This window comes from Nesterenkonia sp. F (assembly GCF_000220985.1).
Taxonomy (GTDB): Bacteria; Actinomycetota; Actinomycetes; order Actinomycetales; family Micrococcaceae; genus Nesterenkonia.
On the sequence record NZ_AFRW01000102.1, the window covers coordinates 1 to 23,931 of the forward strand.

Annotated in this window: 21 protein-coding genes, 2 pseudogenes and 1 riboswitch; of the genes and pseudogenes, 19 read left to right on the forward strand and 4 right to left on the reverse strand. The window is 72.7% G+C overall.

What is annotated here, in order from left to right:
- A pseudogene (locus tag GU5_RS17285) lies at positions 1-716 on the forward strand (hypothetical protein); the annotation flags it as partial.
- Between the two features lie 149 nt (positions 717-865).
- Here the strand turns inward: GU5_RS17285 and GU5_RS0108570 are convergent.
- Together GU5_RS0108570 and GU5_RS0108575 are read right to left on the reverse strand one after the other, a co-directional pair.
- Positions 866-1,138, reverse strand: a complete 273-nt coding sequence (locus tag GU5_RS0108570) for a GlsB/YeaQ/YmgE family stress response membrane protein (RefSeq protein ID WP_010525172.1) — start codon at positions 1,136-1,138, stop codon at positions 866-868.
- A 180-nt stretch (positions 1,139-1,318) separates the two neighbouring features.
- Positions 1,319-3,016 carry an aminopeptidase P family protein gene (locus GU5_RS0108575; RefSeq protein WP_010525173.1) on the reverse strand — a complete coding sequence of 566 codons (1,698 nt, stop codon included), beginning with the start codon at positions 3,014-3,016 and terminating at the stop codon, positions 1,319-1,321.
- A 223-nt stretch (positions 3,017-3,239) separates the two neighbouring features.
- On the opposite strand from GU5_RS0108575, the pseudogene GU5_RS15960 reads away from it, so the two are divergent.
- The 13 genes and pseudogenes from GU5_RS15960 to GU5_RS0108640 all read left to right on the forward strand — a co-directional run bounded on the left by GU5_RS15960 (position 3,240) and on the right by GU5_RS0108640 (position 16,104).
- Positions 3,240-4,096: pseudogene (locus GU5_RS15960) on the forward strand (PHP domain-containing protein).
- A 119-nt stretch (positions 4,097-4,215) separates the two neighbouring features.
- Positions 4,216-4,884, forward strand: a complete 669-nt coding sequence (locus tag GU5_RS0108585; protein ID WP_010525175.1) for a TetR/AcrR family transcriptional regulator — start codon at positions 4,216-4,218, stop codon at positions 4,882-4,884.
- Between the two features lie 220 nt (positions 4,885-5,104).
- Positions 5,105-5,338: a DUF3107 domain-containing protein gene (locus GU5_RS0108590; protein WP_010525176.1), complete on the forward strand. Its 234-nt coding sequence runs from the start codon at positions 5,105-5,107 to the stop codon at positions 5,336-5,338.
- An 8-nt stretch (positions 5,339-5,346) separates the two neighbouring features.
- On the forward strand, positions 5,347-6,978 hold the full coding sequence (locus tag GU5_RS14860; protein ID WP_010525177.1) for a DEAD/DEAH box helicase: 1,632 nt from the start codon (positions 5,347-5,349) through the stop codon (positions 6,976-6,978).
- Between the two features lie 27 nt (positions 6,979-7,005).
- A complete protein-coding gene (locus GU5_RS0108600; RefSeq protein ID WP_010525178.1) occupies positions 7,006-7,950 on the forward strand; it encodes a site-specific DNA-methyltransferase in 945 nt (314 codons plus the stop codon).
- Entirely contained in the window at positions 7,947-8,795 is an 849-nt protein-coding gene (locus GU5_RS0108605; protein ID WP_010525179.1) for an ABC transporter ATP-binding protein, read from the forward strand. Before GU5_RS0108600 ends, GU5_RS0108605 begins: the two co-directional genes overlap by 4 nt.
- 5 nt (positions 8,796-8,800) lie before the next feature.
- Entirely contained in the window at positions 8,801-9,478 is a 678-nt protein-coding gene (locus tag GU5_RS0108610) for an ABC transporter permease (RefSeq protein ID WP_029514148.1), read from the forward strand.
- The gene (locus tag GU5_RS0108615; protein WP_010525181.1) at positions 9,475-10,137 is read left to right on the forward strand and encodes an ABC transporter permease; all 663 of its coding nucleotides are present in this window, start codon (positions 9,475-9,477) and stop codon (positions 10,135-10,137) included. The genes GU5_RS0108610 and GU5_RS0108615 overlap by 4 nt, the downstream gene beginning before the upstream one ends.
- Before the next feature lie 35 nt (positions 10,138-10,172).
- Positions 10,173-11,123, forward strand: coding sequence for an ABC transporter substrate-binding protein (locus GU5_RS0108620; protein WP_010525182.1), 951 nt, complete (start codon positions 10,173-10,175; stop codon positions 11,121-11,123).
- A gap of 87 nt (positions 11,124-11,210) precedes the next feature.
- Positions 11,211-11,321: riboswitch (SAM riboswitch) on the forward strand.
- A gap of 5 nt (positions 11,322-11,326) precedes the next feature.
- Positions 11,327-13,054 carry a nitrite/sulfite reductase gene (locus GU5_RS0108625; protein ID WP_237704702.1) on the forward strand — a complete coding sequence of 576 codons (1,728 nt, stop codon included), beginning with the start codon at positions 11,327-11,329 and terminating at the stop codon, positions 13,052-13,054.
- Complete coding sequence (locus tag GU5_RS0108630) at positions 13,051-13,809, forward strand: phosphoadenylyl-sulfate reductase (RefSeq protein ID WP_010525184.1); 759 nt, start codon at positions 13,051-13,053, stop codon at positions 13,807-13,809. The genes GU5_RS0108625 and GU5_RS0108630 overlap by 4 nt, the downstream gene beginning before the upstream one ends.
- Positions 13,809-14,648, forward strand: a complete 840-nt coding sequence (gene cobA, locus GU5_RS0108635) for a uroporphyrinogen-III C-methyltransferase (protein ID WP_083830422.1) — start codon at positions 13,809-13,811, stop codon at positions 14,646-14,648. The genes GU5_RS0108630 and cobA overlap by 1 nt, the downstream gene beginning before the upstream one ends.
- Positions 14,638-16,104 (forward strand): FAD-dependent oxidoreductase, encoded by a 1,467-nt coding sequence (locus tag GU5_RS0108640; RefSeq protein WP_010525186.1) that lies wholly within the window; start codon positions 14,638-14,640, stop codon positions 16,102-16,104. The genes cobA and GU5_RS0108640 overlap by 11 nt, the downstream gene beginning before the upstream one ends.
- 57 nt (positions 16,105-16,161) lie before the next feature.
- On the opposite strand, the gene GU5_RS0108645 is transcribed toward GU5_RS0108640, so the two are convergent.
- A complete protein-coding gene (locus GU5_RS0108645) occupies positions 16,162-16,536 on the reverse strand; it encodes a nuclear transport factor 2 family protein (protein WP_010525187.1) in 375 nt (124 codons plus the stop codon).
- A 13-nt stretch (positions 16,537-16,549) separates the two neighbouring features.
- Positions 16,550-18,010: a glutamyl-tRNA reductase gene (locus GU5_RS0108650; protein ID WP_083830424.1), complete on the reverse strand. Its 1,461-nt coding sequence runs from the start codon at positions 18,008-18,010 to the stop codon at positions 16,550-16,552.
- A 145-nt stretch (positions 18,011-18,155) separates the two neighbouring features.
- On the opposite strand from GU5_RS0108650, the gene hemE reads away from it, so the two are divergent.
- The 5 genes from hemE (at position 18,156) to hemC (ending at position 23,843) form a co-directional block, all read left to right on the forward strand.
- The gene (gene hemE / locus GU5_RS14865; RefSeq protein ID WP_010525189.1) at positions 18,156-19,331 is read left to right on the forward strand and encodes a uroporphyrinogen decarboxylase; all 1,176 of its coding nucleotides are present in this window, start codon (positions 18,156-18,158) and stop codon (positions 19,329-19,331) included.
- Complete coding sequence (locus GU5_RS0108660; protein WP_010525190.1) at positions 19,328-20,812, forward strand: NAD(P)/FAD-dependent oxidoreductase; 1,485 nt, start codon at positions 19,328-19,330, stop codon at positions 20,810-20,812. The genes hemE and GU5_RS0108660 overlap by 4 nt, the downstream gene beginning before the upstream one ends.
- A 141-nt stretch (positions 20,813-20,953) precedes the next feature.
- On the forward strand, positions 20,954-21,679 hold the full coding sequence (hemQ, locus tag GU5_RS0108665) for a hydrogen peroxide-dependent heme synthase (RefSeq protein ID WP_029514151.1): 726 nt from the start codon (positions 20,954-20,956) through the stop codon (positions 21,677-21,679).
- A 2-nt stretch (positions 21,680-21,681) separates the two neighbouring features.
- Positions 21,682-22,806: a ferrochelatase gene (locus GU5_RS0108670; RefSeq protein ID WP_010525192.1), complete on the forward strand. Its 1,125-nt coding sequence runs from the start codon at positions 21,682-21,684 to the stop codon at positions 22,804-22,806.
- On the forward strand, positions 22,806-23,843 hold the full coding sequence (hemC, locus tag GU5_RS14870) for a hydroxymethylbilane synthase (RefSeq protein WP_010525193.1): 1,038 nt from the start codon (positions 22,806-22,808) through the stop codon (positions 23,841-23,843). Before GU5_RS0108670 ends, hemC begins: the two co-directional genes overlap by 1 nt.
- The last annotated feature ends 88 nt before the right edge of the window (positions 23,844-23,931 follow it).

A 23,931-nucleotide genomic window follows, 5' to 3' on the forward strand; every position in this document is an offset into this window, starting at 1 on the left:
GGCGCCGCGCGGCGCAGGGTGCGATGTTCGGCGCCTTCATCGGCTTCCTGATGTACCTCTTCGGCCCGCAGGCGAACCCGCTGGACATCCTCTTCGCCGTGCTGCTGGGCAGCGCGGTGTGGATGATCGTCGGAGTGATCGGCTACGCGGTGCGCCGGGGGCGGCGGGACTTCGCCTCCTCCTCGCAGCTGGTGGCGACCTCCTTCGACGTCGTCTGCTCCTTCGACGCCGCCGGTCATGCCCGGCGGCTCATGCAGGGCGTCGGGGTCTCGAGCATGCAGCCGACGACGGCGGCGCCGGGCCCGCAGGCGCCGATGCAGCAGCCGGTCCCCGGCCCGCAGCAGCCTGTGCCCGCTCAGCCGGGCGGACAGCCCGGCCCCGACGGCGGACCGCCGGCGGACGCCCAGACTCCGCAGCCCGCGGGGCCGCGGGCCGGCTACGGCGATCTGCCCGACGGCCGACCGCGCTACGGAGTGCGGACCACCAGCTCCTCGAGCGCCAGCAGCGCGACGAGCGCCGCACCCGCGCCGGAGCAGCAGGGTGCCGAGGGTGCCGCGCAGGCCGCTCCGGCCGAGTCGCAGGGCGCGTCGGACCGGGAGTCGGGGCAGACATCCGCAGAGCAGCAGGTGCCGGAGCAGGCGTCGGCGGAGCAGGCCGCCGGGCAGGATGCGCCGCCGCGGAAGGACGGCGACTCTTCGGAGGAGACCACCCGCTGAGTGGTCGATCCTGACGGCGCACCCGTCCCCGCACGCCGGTCCGGGGCGCCGGGTGTCCTCACGCGTGACCACTCGTCGCGCGACGGCGCCGCGGCGGCTCGTCAGAGCGGCGAGCCGGGCCTCCGGCTCAGGCTGTAGAAGCCCGTGCGTCAGACCTCGGAGCGCCCGCGCCCGGTCAGCGCCTGCCAGAGGAAGGCGACGATCACGCCGCCGGCGATCGCGAAGATCCAGGTGCCCAGGTCGAAGAACGATTCGCCGATGCCGACGCCGAAGAGCGCCGAGGCGAGGAATCCGCCGAGCATCGCACCCAGCACGCCGGTGATCAGTGCCGCGATCCAGCCGCCGGACTGCTTCCCCGGCAGGATGGCGCGGGCGATCGCTCCGGCGATCAGTCCCAGGATGAGCCAGCCGATGATGCCCATAGGAGCCTCCCTCCGCTCGATTCGCCCCCGGACGGATCGTCGGGGGTCGTCGATGGGGTCAGCATACGGCCCCGTCCCGGCGCATCGGGAAGGCCTGCGGGCCGGTGAAGTGCGCGGACGCGGCCGCCGCGCGACTGATGCGCGGTGAGCGGCCGCGTCCGTCGGACGTCGGCGACGGGATCAGCCGCGGGCGCGGGTGCCGGCCTGGACCTCGCGCATCCAGGCCTCGACGTCGTCGGGCCTCCGCGGAAGCTCCGCGGAGAGGTTCTCCGCGCCGTCGGCGGTGACCAGCACGTCGTCCTCGATGCGCACCCCGATGCCGCGGTACTCCTCCGGCACGGCGAGGTCCTCGGCCTTGAAGTACAGGCCCGGCTCGATCGTGAAGACCATGCCCGGCTCCAGCACGCCGTCCAGGTACAGCTCCCGCTTGGCCTGGGCGCAGTCGTGGACGTCCAGGCCCAGGTGGTGGCTGGTGCCGTGCGGCATCCACCGGCGGTGGTGCTGGCCGGAGTCGTCCAGGACCTCGTCCAGCGGCGCCGGCAGCAGGCCCCAGGAGTCCAGGTGCTCGGCGAGCACGGTCACCGCGGTGCGGTGCACGTCGCGGAAGCGGATCCCCGGGCGCACGACGGCGAAGGCGGCGTCGGCGGCGGCCAGCACGGCCTCGTAGACCTTCCGCTGGACGGGGGAGTAGGTGCCGTTCACCGGCAGGGTGCGGGTGATGTCGGCGGTGTAGAGCGATTCGGCCTCCACCCCGGCGTCGAGCAGCAGCAGCTCGCCGTCGCGGACGGTTCCGGTGTTGCGGATCCAATGCAGCACGGTGGCGTTGTTCCCGCTGGCGGCGATCGTGTCGTAGCCCAGATCGTTGCCCTCCAGACGGGCGCGGGAGAAGAAGGCGCCCTCGACCACGCGCTCGCCGCGGGAATGCCCGACGGCCCGCGGCAGCACTGAGACGACGTCGGAGAATCCGGCGATCGTCGAGCGCACCGACTCACGCAGCTGCTCGATCTCCCAGTCGTCCTTGACCAGCCGCAGCTCGGAGAGCTCCTCGGCCAGCTCGGCGTCGGTGGCGTCGGAGGCCTCGAGATCCACTCCGGTGTTGATCCGCGAAGTGTCGACGAGCGCGTCGACGTCGAAGTCCACCTCGCGCAGCAGCCGGATGCGGGTGCCGCCGAGCTCGGCGGGGCCGGCGTCCTTGGTCACCGCGATCTCCAGCTGGGACACGTCGGCGGTGCGCAGGCCCAGCCGCTGACGGAACTCCTCGAGGTCCGGGCGCGGGCCGATCCAGAACTCGCCGGAGCGGGCGTCGGCGTAGAACTCCTCGGTGTCGCGGCCGGCCATCGGCTTGAAGTACAGCGTGCACTCATGGTCGGAGCCGCCGTCGCCGGCGCCCTCCTCGACCGGTTCGAAGACCAGCGCGGCGTGCGGCTCGTGGTCCAGGCCCAGGCCGGTGAGGTGGGCGAACGCCGAGTGCGGGCGGAAGCGGTAGTCGGTGTCGTTCGACCGGACCTTCAGCGGGCCGGCCGGGATGACCAGGCGCTCGCCGGTGTGGTTCCGCGAGACGCGGGCACGACGGCGCGCGGCATGGTCGGCCACCGCGTCGCGGGCGTGCTCGACCTGCTCGGCCGGAGCCCAGTGGGACGCCATGAACTCCTTGAAGGCTCGCGAGGTCGGCTTCTGCGACCGGTTCGAGCCGCGCTCTTCGAGCGGCTGGTCGCCGGGGCCTCCGGTCTCGCCGGAGGTGGTCTCCTGGTCGGGACCGGCGGGGGTGAGCGTGGTCCGCTCGACCGAGGAGACGACGTCGAACTCCTCCGCGCGCTCGGCCGATCCGGCCGACTCGGAGGACTCGTGGGAAGACGGGTGATTCTGCGAACTGACCATGCTCCACAGTCTGTCACTTCGGTGCGCGCGGTCCCACCGGCGAGCGGCCGTCTCCGCCGATCCTCCTGCGTGTCACGTCCGGCCCCTGTTGTCACGTCCCGGCCCGGACGTGACAACAGGGCCCGGACGTGACACGCCGGACGGGGAGGATCGCGGGGGCGGGGGATGAGACGCCGCGTCGCCGAGACGCGGGGCGCGCCTCCGCGGGGATACAGTGAGGGACATGGGCGTCGACCTGCATGCGCACTCCTGGTACTCCGACGGCACCCAGCCCCCGGCGGCCGTGGTGGCCGCCGCCGCCCGCGCGGGGCTGGACGGCATCGCGCTGACCGACCACGACACCACCGCCGGCTGGGCGGAGGCGATGCGCGCCGCGGGGGAGCACGGGGTGCTGCTGTCCCGGGGATGGAGATCACCACGCTCTCCTCGGATGCGATCAGCGTGCACATGCTCAGCTACCTCCACGACCCGCACGAGCCCCGGCTCGCGGAGGCGATCCGCGGGGCCCGCGGCGGGCGCTGGGAGCGGGCGCGACGGATGACCGAGCGGCTCGCCCAGGACTTTCCGCTGACCTGGGAGGACGTGTTGGCTCAGGTCGCGGACGGCGCCACGCTGGGTCGGCCGCACCTGGCCGACGCGCTGGTCGCCGTCGGCGTCGTCGCCGACCGGCAGCAGGCCTTCGACCGCCTGCTGCACCGCAGCTCGCCGTACTACGTGCCGCAGCTGAACATGCGTCCGGACGAGGCGATCCGGCTGATCCGTCACGCCGGGGGAGTGCCGGTGCTCGCCCACGGGATGGCCTCCGCGCGCGGCCGGACGCTCTCGTCCGAGCAGCTGGAGGACCTCGTCGAGGCCGGGCTCGGCGGCGTCGAGGTCCATCACCGGGACAACCCGCCGCAGGGGCGGCAGGTGCTGCTCGAGCTGGCCGCGCGCCACGATCTGCTGGTCACCGGGTCCTCGGACTACCACGGAGCCGGCAAGCCGAACCTGATCGGGGAGAACACCACCGATCTGGACACCGTCGCGGAGCTGCTCGATCTCGCCACCGGCGTCCCGGCGTACGGCCATCTGCCGCGTTGAGGCGCGAATGAAGCGCGAATGAAGCGCGAACGAGGAGCGAGTCGCCCTCGACCCGGCCCGCGGGCGCGTCGGCCCCACGGACGGACAGCCGCCGGCGAGGTCCCGTAGACTGGGACGCCATGACCGACGACGTCCTCCCCGCCCCGGCGCCGCAGCGTGCCCGGCGGCTGCCGCGCGCCCAGCGTCGGAGCCAGCTGCTCGACAGCGCGCTGCAGGTCTTCGTCGCCAAGGGGTACCACAGCACGTCGATGGACGACATCGCCGAGGTCGCGGAGGTCTCCAAGCCGGTGCTGTATCAGCACTTCCCGGGCAAGCATGAGCTCTTCCTGGATCTGCTGGAGACGCATCTGGGCCAGCTCGAGGAGATGCTGGTCGCCGCGCTGAGCTCCACCGATGACAACAAGGAGCGCGTCACGGCGACGATGACCGCCTTCTACGAGTTCATCTCCCGCGAGGACGAGGCCTACCGGCTGCTGCTCACCTCCGGGATGGACAACGACGAGGCCGTCGAGTCCCGGCTGGACCGCTTCTTCGACCGGGTCGCGGGTCGCATCGCCGAGGTCATCGTCGACGACACCGGCCAGCCGATGGCCGAGGCCACGCTGCTCGGCCACGGGCTGATCGGCATGGTCACCGCCGCCGCGCGGCACTGGTCCCGGCTCTCGGAACGTCCTGATCTGGACGTCTCCTCGCAGCTGACCTCCCGGCTGGCCTGGCGGGGGATCTCGGGCTTCCCCAAGGAGGGCGAGGCCGCCTCCGGCGACTCGGCCGCCTCGGCGCCGGACTGAGGCGGCGTCGCACGCCGTCGTCGGCGCGGCCGCGATCGCGGCCCCGATCGCGGCCCGGGTCAGAGGCCGGTGAGGTGCTGAGCCGACGTGGTGGGTAGTATCGGGGAGGATGACGACGTCGTCCCGTCGGCCGTCCGCGGCCGCAGGGTCCGGCGTCGGAGCGGAGACGTCAGAGGCCGCGCGGGCTCCGTGCGGCCCTGCAGAGACACGGAGGAGCACCATGGAAGTACGCATCGGAGTGCAGAACGTCACCCGCGAGATCGTCGTCGAGACCGATGCCACCGCCGAGGACGTGCAGCAGCGCGTCGCCGAAGCGGTCGAGCAGAACAAGCCGCTGCTGAGCCTGCAGGACCGTCGGGAGAAGACCATCGTGGTCCCCGTCGCGTCCATCGGCTACGTGGAGATCGGCTCCGACACCAAGCAGACTGTCGGCTTCGCCGCAGTCGCCGAATGAAAGAACCTATGACTGAACAGACCACAGCATCGGCCGATGAGGCCGAGTCGACGCAGGCCGCCGAGGAGCAGGTGACCTTCGCCGACTTCGCGGTCCGCCCCGAGATCGTCGCGGCCCTGGAGGAGAAGGGCATCGTCACGCCCTTCCCGATCCAGGCGGAGACGCTGCCCATCGCCCTGGGCGGCAGCGACATCATCGGCCAGGCCAAGACCGGAACGGGCAAGACCCTCGGCTTCGGCATCCCCGCCCTGCAGCGGGTGACCACGCCCGACGACGCCGGCTTCGACGGGATGGAGGCGCCCGGCGCCCCGCAGGCGCTGATCGTCACGCCCACGCGCGAGCTCGCCGTGCAGGTCGCCGAGGACATCAAGGTCGCCGGCGCCCAGCGCGGCGCCCGGGTGGCCACGATCTACGGCGGCCGCGCCTACGAGCCCCAGATCGAGGAGCTGCAGCGCGGCGTCGAGATCGTCGTCGGCACTCCCGGTCGGCTGATCGACCTGCACCGTCAGCGCTACCTGAAGCTGAAGAACATCAACATCGTCGTGCTCGACGAGGCTGACGAGATGCTCGACCTCGGCTTCCTGCCCGACGTGGAGAAGATCCTCTCGGCCGTGCCGGAGATCGGCCGCCAGACCATGCTGTTCTCGGCGACCATGCCGGGGCCGGTGGTCTCCATGGCTCGCCGGTACATGACCAAGCCGACCCACATCCGCGCGGCCGATCCGGCCGACGAGGGTGTGACCAAGAAGGACATCCGGCAGGTCATCTACCGCGCCCACCAGCTGGACAAGGACGAAGTCATCGCCCGGATCCTGCAGGCCGAGGGGCGCGGCCGCACGATCATCTTCACCCGGACCAAGCGCCAGGCCGACAAGCTCTCCGCCGAGCTGATCTCCCGAGGCTTCGCCGCCGGGGCGATCCACGGCGACCTCGGCCAGGGCGCGCGCGAGCAGGCGCTTCGGGCCTTCCGCACCGAGAAGATCGACGTGCTGGTGGCCACCGACGTCGCCGCCCGCGGCATCGACGTCACCGACGTCACCCACGTCATCAACCTCACCGCGCCCGAGGACGAGAAGGCCTATCTGCACCGCATCGGCCGCACCGGCCGCGCGGGGCAGAAGGGCACGGCGGTGACCTTCGTGGACTGGCAGGACGTTCCGCGCTGGAAGCTGATCAACAACGCGCTGGGGCTGGGCGTGGACGAGCCGGTGGAGACTTACTCCTCGTCGCCGCACCTCTACGAGGACCTCGACATCCCGAAGGGCACCAAGGGGCGTCTGCCGCGCCACAAGCGCTCCAAGACCGGGCTGGACGACGAGAAGCTCGAGGAGCTGGGCGGCGCCGACGCCGACAGCCGCAAGGGCTCGTCCTCGCGCGGCCAGGGCCGGGAAGACTCGGGCCGGGGCAGTTCAGGCCGGGGCGGATCGGGACGCGGCGGCGGCCGACGGCGCACGCGCCGGTCCTCCGACGACGCCGGGGGTCAGAGCGGTCAGAAGGACCAGGCCGGCGAATCGAGTCGGAGCGGATCCGGCGGCGGTCAGCGGCGCCGGCGGCGTCGTCGTCGCGGCGGGTCCTCGGGCTCCGGTGCGGAGAGCGGGTCCTCCAACGGCGACGGCGGACAGGCCGGCTCGGGCGCCTGAGCCCGGGCCGAGGCAGGATCTTCATCGGTGACGACCGCATTCGACCCGGACGGCCCGTCGCTGGTGCTCGAGGGCGAGAACCTCGAGCACCTGCGCGGGCTGCCGGACGGCGGCTTCGCCATGATCTATCTGGACCCGCCGTTCAACACCGGTCGGGCACGGACCAGCGTCCGCACCAGCACCACCCGGCACGCCGAGGGCGCCCACGTGGGTTTCGGCGGACGACGCTATGAGACGGTGCGCCGGCTGCTGGCCGCCTACGACGACTCCTTCACCGACTACTGGGAGTTCCTCGAGCCGCGGCTGCTGGAGGCCTGGCGGCTGCTCGACCGGACCGGCACGCTGTATCTGCACCTGGACTACCGCGAGGTGCACTACGCGAAGGTGATGCTCGACGTCATCTTCGGCCGCGAGTGCTTCCTCAACGAGATCGTCTGGGCCTATGACTACGGGGGCCGGACGAAGAAGCGCTGGCCGACGAAGCACGACACCATCCTGGTGTATGTGAAGGACCCGCAGGATTATCACTTCGACGCCGAGGCTGTCGACCGCGAGCCCTACATGGCCCCCGGGCTGGTCACTCCGGAGAAGGCCGCCCGCGGGAAGCTGCCCACCGACGTCTGGTGGCACACCATCGTCTCGCCGACGGGCCGCGAGAAGACCGGCTACCCGACGCAGAAGCCCACCGGGCTGCTGCGCCGGATGGTCGCCGCCTCCTCCCGGCCCGGCGACTGGGTGCTGGACTTCTTCGCCGGCTCCGGGACGCTGGGCGCGGTCGCCGCCGAGACGGGCCGCCGCTTCGTCTGCATCGACTCCTCGCCGCACGCCGTCGAGGTGATGGGTCGTCGGCTGGGCGCCCACGCCGAGGTGCGTCCGGCGGAGACGGATCAGGAGCCGGGCCGGGGCCCGGGGTCGGATGGGGCGGACGGGCCGCACGGGCCGCGCGCCGAGGAGCAGGAGGTGCTGTCGTGATCGAGTTCCGCCAGGTGTCGAAGACCTACCCCGACGGCACCGCCGCAGTGGAGGACTTCAGCCTCACCGTTCCCTCGCACACCACCACAGTGCTGCTGGGCTCCTCGGGCTGCGGCAAGACCACGCTGCTGCGCATGGTCAACCGCATGGTCGAGCCGACCGCCGGCTCGGTGCGCATCGACGACGTCGACGTCGCGACCGTGCGGCCGGTGGCGCTGCGGCGCAGCATCGGCTACGTCATGCAGAACTCCGGGCTGATGCCGCATCGCCGCGTCGTCGAGGACATCGCCACCGTGCCCCGGCTGAACGGCGTTCCGCGGGCCGAGGCTCGCCGGCGCGCGATGGAGCTCATGGAGGTCGTCGGCCTGGACCCGCAGCTGGCCCGGCGTCACCCCGGCCAGCTCTCCGGCGGCCAGCAGCAGCGCGTCGGCGTCGCCCGCGCCTTGGCCGACGACCCGAACATCCTGCTGATGGACGAGCCCTTCGGGGCCGTGGACCCGCTGGTGCGGCTGGAGCTGCAGCGTGAGCTGCGCCGGCTGCAGGACGACCTGCGCAAGACGATCGTCTTCGTCACCCACGACATCGACGAGGCGCTGGCCCTCGGCGACCAGATCGTGGTGCTCCGACCCGGCGGCCGCACGGCCCAGGTGGGCACGCCGCGCGAGCTCGTGGAGGCGCCGGCCGACGACTTCGTCTCCCGCTTCCTGGGCCTCGGCGAGGGCCGGCGGAAGCTCCGGGCCGCCCCGCGTCCGGGCGGCGGGCAGGTGGTCACCGACGACGCCGGTCGACCGCTGGGCGTGCTCGACGACGCCGACGGCGGCCCCTCCGCCGACGCCGGGGAGTGACCGCCGTGGAGTGGATCCTGGAGAATCTCCCGCACATCCTCGAGCTCACCCTCGACCATCTGCTGCTCAGCGCCCCGGCGGTGCTGGCGGCCTTCCTGCTCTCGCTGCCGCTGGGCCGGCTCGCGGTGCGGCTGCCGCGGCTGCGCGAGCCGCTGGTCGGCGGCATCGGGCTGCTCTATGCGATCCCCTCGCTGCCGCTGTTCATCGTGCTGCCGCTGATCCTGGGCACCAGCATCCGGGAGCCGCTCAACGCGGTGGTCGCCCTGACGCTGTTCGGGCTGGCGCTGATGGTGCGTTCGGCCGCCGACGCCTTCGGCTCGGTGGAGGAGGACGTGCGGCTGGCCGCCGTCGCCGTCGGGCACTCCGCCGGGGGCCGCTTCCTGACCGTGGAGCTGCCGCTGGCCGGCCCGGCCCTGCTGGCGGGGCTGCGCGTGGTCTCGGTCTCGACGATCAGCCTGGTCAGCGTCTCGGCGGTGCTGGGCGTCACCAGCCTCGGCTCGCTGTTCACCGACGGTTTCGAGCGCGGCATCGTCGCCGCGATCGTCGCCGGCATCGTGACGACCGCAGCGCTGGCGCTGGTGCTGGACCTGCTGCTGGTCGCCCTCGGTCGGGTGCTGATGCCCTGGCGGCGACCGGTGCCCCGGCGCTCGGCGTCGCGGAGCGCGGAGAAGGGGGCGGCATGACTCCTCTGCTCGAGGCGCTGGACTGGGTGCTGACCGCCGACTCCTGGACCGGTCCCGGCGGGCTCGGCGTCCGCGCCGGCGAGCATCTGCTCTACTCGCTGCTCGCCGTCGGGCTGTCGGCGCTGGTCGCGCTGCCGGCCGGGCTGCTCATCGGCCATACCGGCCGCGGCCGCGGGATCGCGGTGGTCAGCACCGGGGTCACGCGGGCGCTGCCCACGCTGGGTGTGATCACCCTGGTGGCACTGGCCGCCGGGATCGGGCTGACCGCCCCGATGGTCGCCTTCATCGTGCTGGCGGTCCCTTCGATCCTCGCCGGTGCGTACTCCGGCGTCGAGGCGGTGGATCCGCAGATCGTCGACGCCGCCCGCGCCCAGGGGATGAGCCCTGTGCAGGTGCTGCTCGGCGTCGAGGTGCCGCTGGGCATGCGGCTGATCCTCGGCGGCGTCAGACTGGCGACGCTGCAGGTCGTGGCGACGGCGACGCTGGCCGCCTATGTCGGTGCCGGAGGCCTCGGCCGGCCGCTGTTCCTGGGTCTGCGCAACTACGACTATGCCATGATGCTGGGAGCATCGATCGTGGTGATCCTGCTGGCCGTCGTGCTCGACGCGCTGTTCGCCCTCGGGCAGCGGCTGCTCGCCCGCCGGCCCGGCACCGCCTGATCCACCAGCCGATCCACCAGACGAGGAGAACGACCATGGACCATGCACTGCGCCGCCCGACCCGTCCCCGCGGCAGGACCGCGAGCGTCTCCTCGCTGGCGGCCGTCGCGCTGCTGGGCCTCGCCGCCTGCTCCTCCTCGGATCCGCTGGCCGAGGACGGCGGCGACGGCGGGGGAGCGGGCGACGGCTCGGCGATCGTCGTCGGCTCGCAGCAGTACTACTCGAACACGATCATCGCCGAGCTCTTCGCCCAGAAGCTCGAGGCCGAGGGGCACGAGGTCGAGCGGGAGTTCGAGATCGGCCGGCGCGAGGTCTACATGCCCGAGGTCGAGTCCGGCGCCATCGACCTCTTCCCGGAGTACGCCGGCAACCTGCTGCAGCACCTGGACGCCGAATCCGAGGCCGCCACGCGTGAGGAGATCCTCGCCGGACTGGAGGAGGCCCTGCCCGACGGCGTCGAGGCGCTGTCCGCCGCCGAGGCCACGGACCAGGACTCCTATGTGGTCACCGCCGAGTTCGCCGAGGAGCACGACCTGTCCGACGTCGGCGACCTCGCCGGGATCGACGGCGGGGTGCGCATCGCGGCCAACTCCGAATTCGCCACCCGGCCCTACGGCCCCGAGGGGCTGCAGGAGGTCTATGGGGTCGACGCCGAGGTGGTGCCGGTGGAGGACTCCGGCGGGCCGCTGACGGTGCGCGCCCTGAAGGACGGCGACGCCGACGTCGCCGACATCTACAGCGCCGATCCCACGATCGAGGAGAACGACCTGGTCGTGCTCGAGGACCCCGAGGAGCTGGTCCCGCCGCAGCCGGTGGTCCCGCTGGCCTCCGAGGCCGTCGGGGAGCAGGCGCGCGCGGCCGTCGAGGAGGTCACCGCCGAGCTCACCAGCGAGGAGCTGCTGGCGCTCAACGGGCGCAGCATCGACGAGCAGGCCGCGGCCGAGGACATCGCCGGCGACTGGCTGGCCGAGAAGGACCTCGACTGAACACATGAACATTCATGACGATATGTGACATGTCGTCTTCTCCTCGTCGGTGGTCCTGGAGTAGCGTGAGGTCTCGGACAACAGCATGACCCATCCAGAGCGGCTGAGAGATCTGGCTCGACGATGCCGCAGCAACCCGGGTGACGTCCCTGCCCTGCAGGGCTTCGTGCCGGGTGCTAACGCCAGGACCGATGGAGGAGCCATTGAGCACTGACGTGCCCGTGAAACCCGCAGCGCCCCGCCCGACCAAGCGCCCCAACGGGCAGTGGAAGGTCGACGGCACCGATCCGCTGAACCACAACGAGGAGTTCAAGCAGGAGGACAACGGCCTCAACGTGCGTCGCCGCATCGAGGAGGTCTACTCCAAGCAGGGCTTCGCCTCGATCTCGAACGACGACCTGCGCGGCCGCTTCCGCTGGTGGGGGCTGTACACCCAGCGGCGTCCCGGTGTGGAGGCCGGCGCGCACAACTCGCTGCCGCCCGAGGAGGTCGACGACGAGTACTTCATGCTGCGCGTGCGCATCGACGGCGGCGCGCTGAGCACCGAGCAGCTGCGCGTCGTCGGCGAGATCTCCCGGGACTTCGCCCGCGACACCGCCGACGTCACCGATCGGCAGAACGTGCAGCTGCACTGGGTCGCCGTCGAGGACGTCCCGGAGATCTGGCGCCGCCTGGAGGCGGTCGGCCTGCACACCACCGAGGCCTGCGGCGACACCCCGCGGGTGATCCTCGGCTCCCCGGTCGCCGGCATCTCGGCTGACGAGATCATCGACCCTACCCCGGTCATCCGCGAGATCTCCGACCGGTACATCGGCGACCCGGAGCTGGCGAATCTGCCGCGCAAGTACAAGACCGCGATCACCGGCCACCCCAGCCAGGACGTGGTCCACGAGATCAACGACTGCTCGCTGGTCGGCATCGACCATCCCGAGCACGGCCCCGGCTACGACCTGTGGGTCGGCGGCGGGCTGTCCACCAGCGCCCGGCTGGCCGAGCGGCTCGGCGCCTTCGTGCCCGAGGAACGGGCCGCCGAGGTCTGGCACGGAGTCACGCAGATCTTCCGCGACTACGGCTACCGCCGACTGCGCAACAAGGCCCGGCTGAAGTACCTGATGGCCGACTGGGGTCCGGAGGAGTTCCGGCGCGTGCTGGAGGAGGAGTACCTCGGCTACGCCCTGGCCGACGGCCCGGCCCCGCAGACGCCGAACGTCCCCGGCGACCACATCGGCGTGCATCGGCAGAAGGACGGGCTGAACTACATCGGCGCCGCCCCGACCGTCGGCCGCGTCTCCGGCACGCTGCTGGTCCAGCTGGCCGACCTGCTCGAGGCCCACGGCTCGACCCGGCTGCGCACCACGCCCTTCCAGCACCTGGTGATCCTCGACGTGGCCGACGAGCACGTCGAGGCGGTGCAGGCCGGACTCCGCGACCTGGGCCTCGATCCGGCGCCGTCGGTGTTCCGCCGCTCGACCATCGCCTGCACCGGCATCGAGTTCTGCAAGCTGGCCATCGTCGAGACCAAGGCCAACGCGGCCACCGCCGTCGGCGAGCTCGAGGAGCGGCTGGCCGACGTCGCCGAGCGGATGCCGCAGCGGCTGACGCTGCACATCAACGGTTGCCCGAACTCCTGCGCCCGCATCCAGACCGCCGACATCGGCCTGAAGGGCCAGCTGCTGCCCGACGGCGACGGCGGCAAGTCCCCGGGGTACCAGGTCCACCTGGGCGGCGGGCTGACCTCCGAACACCGCGACGACCCGGGACTGGGCCGGACGGTGCGCGGGCTCAAGGTCACCACCGAGGAGCTCGTCGACTATGTCGAGACGCTGGTCCGCCGCTTCCTGGACGACCGGAGCGCCGGCGAGACCTTCGGCGAGTGGGCTCACCGCGCCGACGAGGAGCGGCTGCAGAAGAAGGAGGTGGAGGCCGCATGAGCACCGCGACCGACCGCGCCTCCGCCGTCGCCGAGGCGCCCGCCGACGTCGATCACCTCCGTGCGCTGGCCGCCGAGGGTGCCGAGACTCTGGGCTGGGAGGCCTCCGCCGAGGACGTCATCGCCTGGGTGGCCGAGCACTTCGGCACCGAGGACCTGGCAGTGGCCTGCTCCATGGCCGACGCCGTCGTCCCCTCCCTGGTGGCCGACCGGTTCCCCGGCGTCGACGTGCTCTTCCTGGAGACCGGATACCACTTCACCGAGACGCTGGCGACCCGCGACGAGGTCGCGCGCCAGCTCGACGTGACCGTCGTCGACGTCACTCCGAAGCTCAGCGTCGCCGAACAGGACGCCGAGCACGGCAAGGACCTCTTCGCCAGCGATCCGGCGGCCTGCTGCCGGATGCGCAAGGTCGAGCCGCTGAACGACGCGCTGGCCGGGTACCGCGTCTGGTTCTCCGGAGTGCGCCGCGAGGAGGCCCCGACGCGGCTGAACACGCCGCTGGTGACCTTCGACGAGGCTCACGGGCTGATCAAGGTCAACCCGCTGGCCACCTGGCGCCACGAGGACCTGGTGGAGCACTCGGCCCGGCGCCGGCTTCCGGTGAATCTGCTGCGCGACAACGGCTACCCGTCGATCGGCTGCAAGCCCTGCACCCGACCGGTCGCGCCGGGGGAGGACCCGCGCGCCGGCCGCTGGTCGGGCAGCGGCAAGATCGAGTGCGGCATCCACACCGCCGCCGCGACGGGGAGCTGATGAGCACCGGACACGTCGCCCTGGTCGGCGGCGGGCCGGCCCCGAGCGAGCTGATCACCGTGCGCGGCCGCGAGCTGCTGGAGGCCGCCGACGTCGTCGTCGCCGACCGGCTGGGCCCGCGGGGCCTGCTGGACGAGCTCGGCGAGGACGTCGAAGTGCTCGAGGTCGGCAAGGAGCCCGGCCGGCAGTCGGCCTCGCAGCAGGAGATCAACGAGCTGCTCGTCGATCGGGCGCGCGCCGGCCGTCGGGTGGTGCGGCTGAAGGGCGGCGACCCCTATGTGCTGGGCCGCGGCGGCGAGGAGCGCGAGCATTGCCGCGCCCACGGCGTCGACGTCGAGGTGGTCCCCGGCATCACCTCGGCCTCCGCGGTGCCGGCGGCCGCCGGGATCCCGCTGACCCACCGCGGACTGGCCCGCGGCTTCACGGTGATCACCGGACATGAGGATCTGGACGTGGTGCCGCGCTCCGCGCAGCACACGCTGGTCATCCTCATGGGAGTCTCCACGCTGCCGCGGGTGAGCCGCCAGCTGATGGCCGACGGTCATGACCCGGAGACTCCGGTGGGCGTGGTGGAGTCCGGCGGGACCGAGGCGCAGCGGGTGACGCTGGGCCGGCTGCGCAGCATCGGCGAGCTCGCCGCCCGGCGCCAGGTGGCCAATCCGGCGGTGATCGTCGTCGGCGCGGTGGTCACTCTCGCCGATGATTGGACCGACGATGACGACGACGGGGCGGCCGAGAGGGTCGGTGCGGCGCCGGCCGGCCGCGACGACCGGCATGACGCCCCACGACCCGCTGACCCGCTTCAGACACGAAGGACGGACACAGACCATGACTGCTGAGAACCTGACCGCCGCGTCCGAGTTCATCCCCGATGCGGCCCGCCGCATCGCGGTGATCGGCTCCGGTCCCGCCGGGGTCTACGCCGCCGACAACCTGGCCCGCTCCGAGGGCGGCGAGGAGCTGGCGATCGATCTCTTCGACCGCTGCCCGACGCCCTTCGGGCTGATCCGCTACGGCGTGGCCCCGGACCACCCGCGCATCAAGGGCATCGTCAAAGCCCTGCACAAGGTGATGGAGCGCGACGGCATCCGCTTCATCGGCAACGTCGACTACGGCACCGACATCACGCTCGAGGAGCTGCAGCGTCATTACGACGCCGTCGTCTTCGCCACCGGTGCGATCGACGACGCCGCGCTGAACATCGAGGGGATCGACCTGAACGGCTCCTTCGGCGCCGCAGACTTCGTCTCCTGGTACGACGGCCACCCCGACTACCCGCGCGAGTGGCCGCTGGACGCCACGGAGGTCGCGGTCATCGGCAACGGCAACGTCGCCCTGGACGTCGCCCGCATGCTCTCCAAGCATGCCGACGATCTGCTGACCACCGAGATCCCGCAGAACGTCTACGAGGGACTGAAGTCCTCGCCGGTGACCGACGTGCACGTCTTCGGCCGTCGCGGTCCCGCCCAGGTGAAGTTCACCCCGCTGGAGCTGCGCGAGCTGGCGCACTCGAAGGACGTCGACATCGTGCTGCACCCGGAGGACTTCGAGTTCGACGAGGGCTCCGACGAGGCCATCAAGTCGAACAACCAGGTCAAGACCATGGTGAACACGCTGACCAACTGGCTGGTCGAGCAGGACGAGCGCGAAGAGGACCCGGACCACCAGCCGGCCCCGCGGCGGCTGCACCTGCACTTCCTGCAGTCGCCGACGGAGATCCTCGCCGGCGAGGGCGAGGACGCGGGCAGGGTCGCCGGCATCCGCATGGAGCGTCAGGAGCTGGACGGCACCGGCAGCGTGCGCGGCACCGGCGAGTTCCTCGACTACCCGGTGCAGGCGGTCTACCGCGCGGTGGGCTACTTCGGCTCGCCGCTGGCCGACGTGCCCTTCGACGCCGACCGCGGCGTGATCCCGAACGAGGCCGGTCGGGTGCTGGACGAGGACGGCGCGGCGGTGCCGGGCGTGTACTCCACCGGCTGGATCAAGCGCGGCCCGGTCGGACTGATCGGCCATACCAAGGGCGATGCGATGGAGACCGTCGCCTGCCTGCTCGAGGACCTGCCGCAGCTGCCCGGCCGGGAGAGCGCGGCCGGAGACGTCGACGTCGTCGAGCTGCTGGAGTCCCGCGGCGTGCAGACGACGTCCTGGGCCGGCTGGCTGCAGCTGGACGGCCACGAGCGCGAGCTCGGGGAGGAGGCCACGGCCGTCGGATCGGTCGAGCGCGAGCGGGTGAAGGTCGTCCCCCGCGAGGACATGGTCGGAGTCTCCCGGCAGGGCGCCCGCGTCTCGGCCTGAGGCCTCGCCGGCAGGCTCCGGCCGACCGGGTCGGGGTGCTCTAAGCCCCTCGAAGTCTCAGGGAGTCGCGGTCTGCTGGTACAGCGCCAGGCGGGGGACGCCGTCGAGGAAGCGGTAGGTGCTCGTCATCTGCGCGCGGAAGGGCTCCCGGCCGGTGCGCCTCGCCTCGGCCCGATAGACCAGCGCGGCGACGTCGCGGCTCAGATCCAGCGCGCGGGGCTCGGTCAGCGCATAGTCGTCCCACGGCGGGGCGCCGTCGAGAGAGGCGACGACGGCGTCGCGGTCGAGGATCGAGCCGTCGACCAGGATCATCAGGCCGTCGGGGGTCATCAGGGTCCCGTAGTGGGCGCCGCCGCGCTGCTCGCAGAGGGCGCGCCATCCGGCGTGCTCGACCTCCAGCAGCGTGGTGAGCAGGTCGTCTGCGCTCGTCATGCCGACGAACGTATCAGGAGGCCTGCGCCTCGGTCAGCCGCTGGGCGACCTCGAGTCGCTCCACCTGGAACTCCCCGGGGCTGTGATGTCGGCAGAATCCGCCGTCGGGGACCTTCTGCAGGTAGGACGCCATCTGGGCCAGCTCCGCGGCGGAGAACTCCTCGGCGCGGCGGCGCTTGGCCGGCTGGCGCCGCTCCGTCTCCTCGCGCGAGCCCACCTCCAGGCCGAAGAGATCCGCCAGGGCCCGGACGTAGTCGTCGGCGCGGCCTTCGGCGGCCATCTCGCGGGCCCGGACCGTGGGGGTGTGCAGCAGCTTCCGCACGATCCGCCGGGCGGCGAACTCGACCTCCTCGGCGGCGCCGGTGCAGCCGTGCTGCCTGCGAACCTTCTCCATCTCGCCGTCGAGCAGCTGCTGGGTGTGTCTGCGCAGCGCGACGATCGCGTCGTCGGCGGTGCGGCGGCGGCGCTCCTCGAGGTACTCCCGGACCGAGGCCTGCACGACCTCGCGGGCCTGCTCCACCGAGTTCTCGGTCTCCTGCGGCGCGGCCATCTTCACCGACTCCAGGGTGATCAGCTCGACGTCGTCCAGCTCGGCGACCTCGGGGGTGAAGTCATGGGAGAGCGCCAGGTCGATGACCGTCAGCGGACGGTCGCGGCCGTCCTCGCCGACGCCGGCCAGCCGCCGGATCTCGTCGGCGGTGATCTGCCGGTTGCCGCCCGAGCAGCCGATGATCACGTCGGCGCCGGCGAAGGCCGCCGGCAGCTCCTCCATGGCCAGCGCCCGGGCCCCGCCGCCGCGCTCGGCGACGAACTGCCCGGCCCGTCCGGAGCCGGAGAAGACCGAGATGTCGGAGACGCCGCGCTCCTGCAGCTGGGCCAGTGCGGTGCCGGCGTAGGCGCCGGTGCCGATGAGCACCACTGAGGCCCCGGGGTAGAAGGCCGTGCCGTCGCCGCGCAGATCGCCGGCGACGTCGAGGGCGACCGAGACGATCGAGCGGCCCCGGCTGCCCAGCGCGGTGCGGGCGCCGACGTCCTTGGCGGTCCGGGTGGCCGACTCGAAGAGCCGGGTCAGCGTGCCGTTGACGGTGCCGGCCTCCTGGGCCTCGGCCAGCGACTTGCGCACCTGGCCGGCGATCTCCCGCTCGCCCACGACGGCGGAGTCCAGCCCGGCGCCGACCTCGAAGAGATGGCCGACGGCGTCGTCCTCGATCAGCGTGCGGAAGGAGGAGGAGATGGTGCCGCGGTCGACGCCTGAGGCCTCGGCGACGGCCTCGACCAGCTCGTCGCGGCTGGCGGCCAGATCGTCCTTCGACTCGGACGGGGCCTCGGCGTAGATCTCCAGGCGGTTGCAGGTCGCCAGCGTCACGGCAGGCACGTCCACAGAACCGGCCACATCGGCCGCTCCTGAGCTGAGGGTGCCGACGGTCTCGAGATCGAGATCGGCGTGCGTCGCCACGAGTGAGAAGAGAACCACGACTTCCCGATTCTACAGCCTGGGCGAGCACCTGTGGGCAGAAGGTGACGTACGAGACGCCCGCGCCCGCGCGCGGCGGAGTCAGCGGGGGAGACGTGGAGCCCGTCGGTGCCGCGGGGCTCCGGGGCGCAGTAGGCTGGGCGGCATGACTCCCTCCGCCTTCAACAGCATGGCCGCCTCCTCGCCCACGACGGTGCCGACCCGCCCGGTCGCCCCCGCGGCCGCGACGCTGCCGGCCGAGCATCCGCTGCGCACCGGGGCCACCGCCGATTCCTCGCTGCTGGTGGAGTACCGCGGCGGCCGCGACGCGCAGGGTCGGCCCGCTCGCCCGGAGCGCCGCCCGGTGTGGTTCATGCGCCAGGCGGGCCGCTCGCTGCCCGAGTACCGCGAGCTGCGCGAGGGCACCGCGATGCTCGACGCCTGCCTGGATCCGGCGATGGCCTCGGAGGTCACCCTGCAGCCGGTGCGTCGTCATGACGTCGACGCCGCCATCTTCTTCTCCGACATCGTGGTGCCGCTGCGCCTGGCCGGCATCGATGTGGAGATCGTCCCCGACGTCGGTCCGGTGCTGGCGCATCCGGTGCGCACCCGCGCCGACGTCGAGGCGCTGCCGACGCTCGACGACGACGCCTTCGCCCCGGTCGCCGAGGCGGTCCGTCGCACAGTGGCGCAGCTGGGCTCGACCCCGTTGATCGGCTTCGCCGGCGCGCCGTTCACGCTGGCGGCCTACATGGTCGAGGGGCGGGCCTCCCGCGACCACCTGGGTCCGCGGACGATGATGCACGCCGACCCGGAGACCTGGGAGGCGCTGGCCGCCTGGGCCGCCGACGTCTCCGGCCGCTTCATGCGCGCCCAGCTGATGGCCGGCGCCTCGGCCGCCCAGCTCTTCGACTCATGGGCCGGATCGGTCGGTCGCGAGGACTACGCCGCCCATGTGCAGCAGCACTCGGCCGCCGCTCTGTCGCATGTGCAGGGGCTGGGGGCGCCGCTGGTGCACTTCGGCACCGGCACGTCCGAGATCCTGGACCTGATGAAGTCCGCAGGAGCAGACGTCGTGGGCATCGACTACCGGCTGAACCTCGCCGAGGCCACCCGCCGGCTGGGGGAGGAGACCCCGCTGCAGGGCAACATCGACCCCGCGCTGCTGGCCGCCGGGCCGGAGGCGCTCGAGGCCCACGTCCGCGAGGTCATCGCCGCCGGATCGTCGGCCGCCGGCCACGTGCTCAACCTCGGCCACGGCGTCCCGCCGTCGACCGACCCGCAGGTGCTCACCGATCTGGTCTCGCTCATCCACCGGATCGAGGACGAGCGCGCGGCATGAGCCGCACGCTGATCGTCGGCGGCGGCATCGCCGGGCTGACCGCCGCCTGGGACCTGGCCGGCGCCGACCGGGCGGTGACCCTGGTCGAGTCCGCCGACCGGCTCGGCGGGGCCGTCGGCGTCCATCATCTGGCCGGGCTCGCCGTCGACGCCGGCGCCGAGGCGTTCGCGACCCGATCGACGGCGGTGCCGCGGCTCGTCGAGGAGCTGGGGCTGCAGTCGGCGATCGTCGAGCCCCGGCCCGACGGCGCGTGGCTGCGGCTGCCCGACGTCGCCGCCCCCATGCCGCCCACCGGAATCCTGGGCATCCCCGCCGATCCGCACGGCGAGGAGGTCGTGCGGCTGATCGGCGCTGAGGCCGCCGCGCTCGCCGCACAGGACCTGACCGCCGACGTCGCGGCCTGGCGGGGTCGCGAGGGGGTCACCCTCGGGGAGGTCGTCCGCGACCGGATGGGCGAGGCCGTGCTCGAGCGGCTGGTCACGCCGATCGTCTCCGGAGTGCATTCGGCTCGCGCCGACGATCTGGATCTGGAGACCGCCGCTCCCGGGCTCTTCGCCGCGATGCTGCGCGAGGGCTCGCTGGCCCGCGCCGTCGCCGCGGTGAAGGCCCAGGCTCCGGCCGGCTCGGCGGTGCAGTCGCTGCACGGCGGGCTGAACACGCTGATCGCCGCCTTCGCCGAGCAGCTGCCGCGGCGCGGTGCTCGCGGCGTCGACGTCCGGCTGGGCCGGCGCGTGGACTCGCTGCCGGTGCTGCTGACGGAGCTGGCGGAGGAGGACGCCGGGCCGGTGACCGACGTGGTGCTCGCCGTCGACGCGCCGACCGCCGCGCGGCTGGCCGGAGGGCTCGTCGAGCTGCCGGACGCCGGAGAGCACGACGGCGACGACGGCCGGACCGGCGGGCGACAGGCCGACGGCGACGACGGGCGGGACGCGCCTCGGGCCGGCCGCGGCGTCGCGCTGGTCTCGATGGTCCTCGACGCTCCGGAGCTCGACGGGCGTCCGCGCGGCACCGGCATGCTGGTCGCCCCGTCGACCCCGGGCGTCGCGGCGAAGGCGATGACTCATGCCAGCGCGAAGTGGGAGTGGCTCGACGCCGCCTGCGGCCCCGGCCGGCACCTGGTGCGACTGTCCTACGGGCGGGTCACCGACGTCCCCGGATCCGGCGTGCTCGGCTTCGCCTCTTCGGACGAGGAGCTGCTCGCCGCGGCCGCCGTCGACGTCGGGGCGCTCTTCGACCGATCGATCGCCGCCGAGCAGATCCTCGACGCCGACGTGGTGCGCTGGCAGAAGGCGCTGCCGCGCAGCGCGGCCGGCCAGGCCGGGCAGATCGAGCGGCTGCGCGCCGGACTGCGCGAGGCACCGGCCGACCCGGCCGCCGGCCTGCCGCGGCTGCATGCCGCGGGCTCCTGGTTCGCCGGCACCGGGCTGGCACGGGTGGTCCCGGACGCGCGCGCCGTCGCCGGCGAGATCCTCGCCACGTGATCCTGTGCAGGACGACATCGCCCCAGGTCAGGAGGGGGTCTGGCGGAATGCGGCGTGCAACGCGCGGTGCGGTCCGGCGGCTCGACGGTACGCTGGGTCCGGTGCCGGCGACGACCCGCCGGAGTGTCGAAGGAGGAGCAGATGAGCTACGGCCGCAATGCTGTCCGGACCGCCGAGGACGTCAACGACTCGGGCCTGGACTGGTACACCCTCTACACCGTCTTCCGGCGCACCGGGCCGCGTCGTGCGGCCGCCGAGGGGCAGGTCTCCGCACAGGTCGAGGAGTTCGACGCCGCCGTCGCCGGGTTCGCCGAGCAGGACATCGTGCTGCGCGGGGTCTACGACGTCTCGGGCATGCGCGCCGACGCCGACGTGATGACTTGGCTGACCGGCCATGACCCGGCCGCGCTGCAGCAGGCGCTGCGCACTCTGCACCGCACCGGGCCGCTCGCGGACACGGAGCAGACCTTCTCGGCGATGGGCGTCCACCGCACCGCCGAGTTCGCCAGCCGGCACGTGCCGGCCTTCAGCCTCGGCGTCGAGGCCGAGGACTGGCTGGTCGTCTACCCGTTCAACCGCTCCTACGACTGGTACCTGATGGACCCGGCCAAGCGCGGCGAGCTGCTGCGCGAGCACGGCCAGCTGGGCCAGGAGTTCCCGTCGGTGCTGGCCAACACCACCAGCGCCTTCGCGCTCAACGACTGGGAGTGGCTGCTGGGCCTGGAGGCCCCGGAGCTGACCGACCTGGTCGACATGATGCGCCGGCTGCGCGCCTCCGAGACGCGCTACCACGTCCGTGACGAGACGCCCTTCTTCACCGGACGCCGCCTGAAGACCACCGCCGAGATCACCGAGGTGCTCCGCTGACCATGTCTCCCGCATCCCCGACCGGCTCCCAGCAGGCCCGCTGCGACGCCGTCCTCCTCGCCTCCTTCGGCGGGCCGGAGGGCCAGGACGACGTCATCCCATTCCTGCGCAACGTCACCCGCGGGCGCGGCATCCCGGACGAACGTCTGGAGGAGGTCGCCACGCACTACCGCGCCAACGGCGGCGTGAGTCCGATCAACGAGCAGAACCGTCGGCTGAAGGCCGCGCTGGAGGCCGAGCTGGCCGAGCGGGAGATCGAGCTGCCGGTCTACTGGGGCAACCGCAACTGGGACCCGTACTTCGCCGACACCTTCCGGCAGATGCACCAGGACGGGCACCGGAAGATCCTGGTGCTGGTCACCTCCGCCTACGTCGGCTACTCCAGCAATGACCAGTACCTGGAGGACTTCGACCGCACGCTGGCCGAGACGGGGCTGGAGGGCGAGCTCGAGCTGGTCAAGGTCCGCGAGTTCTTCCATGACAAGGCCTTCACCAGGCCCAATGAGGAGTTCCTGGGCGCCGGGATCGACGACGTGCGCGCCCAGCTGGTCGCCGACGGCCGCGACGGCGAACCGATCAAGGTCCTCTTCGTCACCCACTCCATCCCGACGGCGGCGGCGGAGGAGCAGGGCCCGGAGCGGATCCGCGAGCTCTTCGGCACCGACGTCTACTCCGCCCAGCACCAGGCGGTGGCCGATCACCTGATGGACGAGGTGCCCCAGGCCGAGGGGCTGGCGCACCAGGTGGTCTTCCAATCCCGCTCGGGTGATCCGCGGACCCCGTGGCTGGAGCCGGACATCAACGACCAGATCGCCGAGGACGCCGCGGCCTTCGGCGGCGTGGTGGTCATGCCCTTCGGCTTCGTCTCCGACCACATGGAAGTCATGTGGGATCTCGACACCGAGGCGAAGGAGACCGCCGAGGAGCACGGGATGGCCTTCCACCGGGCCCCGACCCCCGGCGTGCACCCCGCATTCGTCTCCGGGCTGGTCGACATCATGGGCGAGTACCTGCTCGGCGAGGATGGGGAGCCGTCGACCTCCGGCGAGCAGACGGTCGCCGGCGACTGGAGCGACCTGACCGTCGACGGCGGCTGGGGCACCCGGCGTCAGGCCGAGTCGTCCTGATGCGGACCTTCCGCGTCGGCACCCGCGGCAGCCGCCTGGCGATGACCCAGTCCACCACGGTGGCCGAGACGCTCTCCGCCGCCGCGGGGATCGAGCACGAGCTGGTCACCATCCGCACCGAGGGCGACGTGCTCACCGGACCGCTGGCCCAGATGGGCGGCACCGGCGTCTTCGCCTCCGCGCTGCGGCAGGGCCTCTTCGACCGGCGCTGCGACGTCGCAGTGCATTCGTTGAAGGACCTGCCGGCGAAGGACCTCGAGGGGCTGACCATCGCCGCGGTCCCGGCCCGCGAGCAGGTCCGCGACGCCCTGTGCTCGGCCGGGGACCTGCCGCTGGCCGAGCTGCCCGCCGGAGCGAAGATCGGCACCGGCTCGCCGCGGCGGGCCGCCCAGCTGCGGCTGGCCCGGCCGGACGTCGACGTCGTCGACATCCGCGGCAACGTCGGCACGCGGCTGGCCCGGGTCCGCGGCCGCGAGGACGCCGCCGAGACCTCCACGCAGGCGCCCGACTCCGCCCGCGGAGACCTGGACGCCGTCGTGCTGGCCGGCGCGGGCCTGACCCGGCTGGGGCTGGCCGATCACATCTCCGAGCTGCTGGATCCGCGGGTGATGCTGCCGGCTCCCGGCCAGGGCGCGCTGGCGGTGGAGGTCCGCAGCGAGGACGCCGCCGCCGACGCGCCGCTGGGACCGGCGCTGGCCGCCGCCGACGACCGGCGCGCCCGGTTGGAGACCACCGCCGAGCGGGCGCTGCTCGCCCGGCTGAACGCCGGCTGTTCGGCGCCGATCGGCGGGCTGGGGCGGCTGCTGCAGTCGGCGGAGTCCGAGACCGACTCCGGCGCGGGCTCCGTGCTGCGGCTGGACACCGTCGTCTGCTCGCCGGACGGCGTCTCCGCGCAGCGGGCCGAGCAGCAGATCGAGCTGGACCCGAAGCTCGGCTCGGACGAGGAGATCGCCGCGGCCGCGGCGCTGGGCCGGCGCACGGCCGAGCAGCTGCTCGCCGAGGACACCGGGCTGCTGGCCCACGTCGTCGACACCTGAGCCGACCCTCTCCTTCGGCCGGGTGATCGGCTCGGCGGCCTCTCATCCTGCCGGGCTAGACCAGATTCGCCCGCCGGGCCGATGTGCC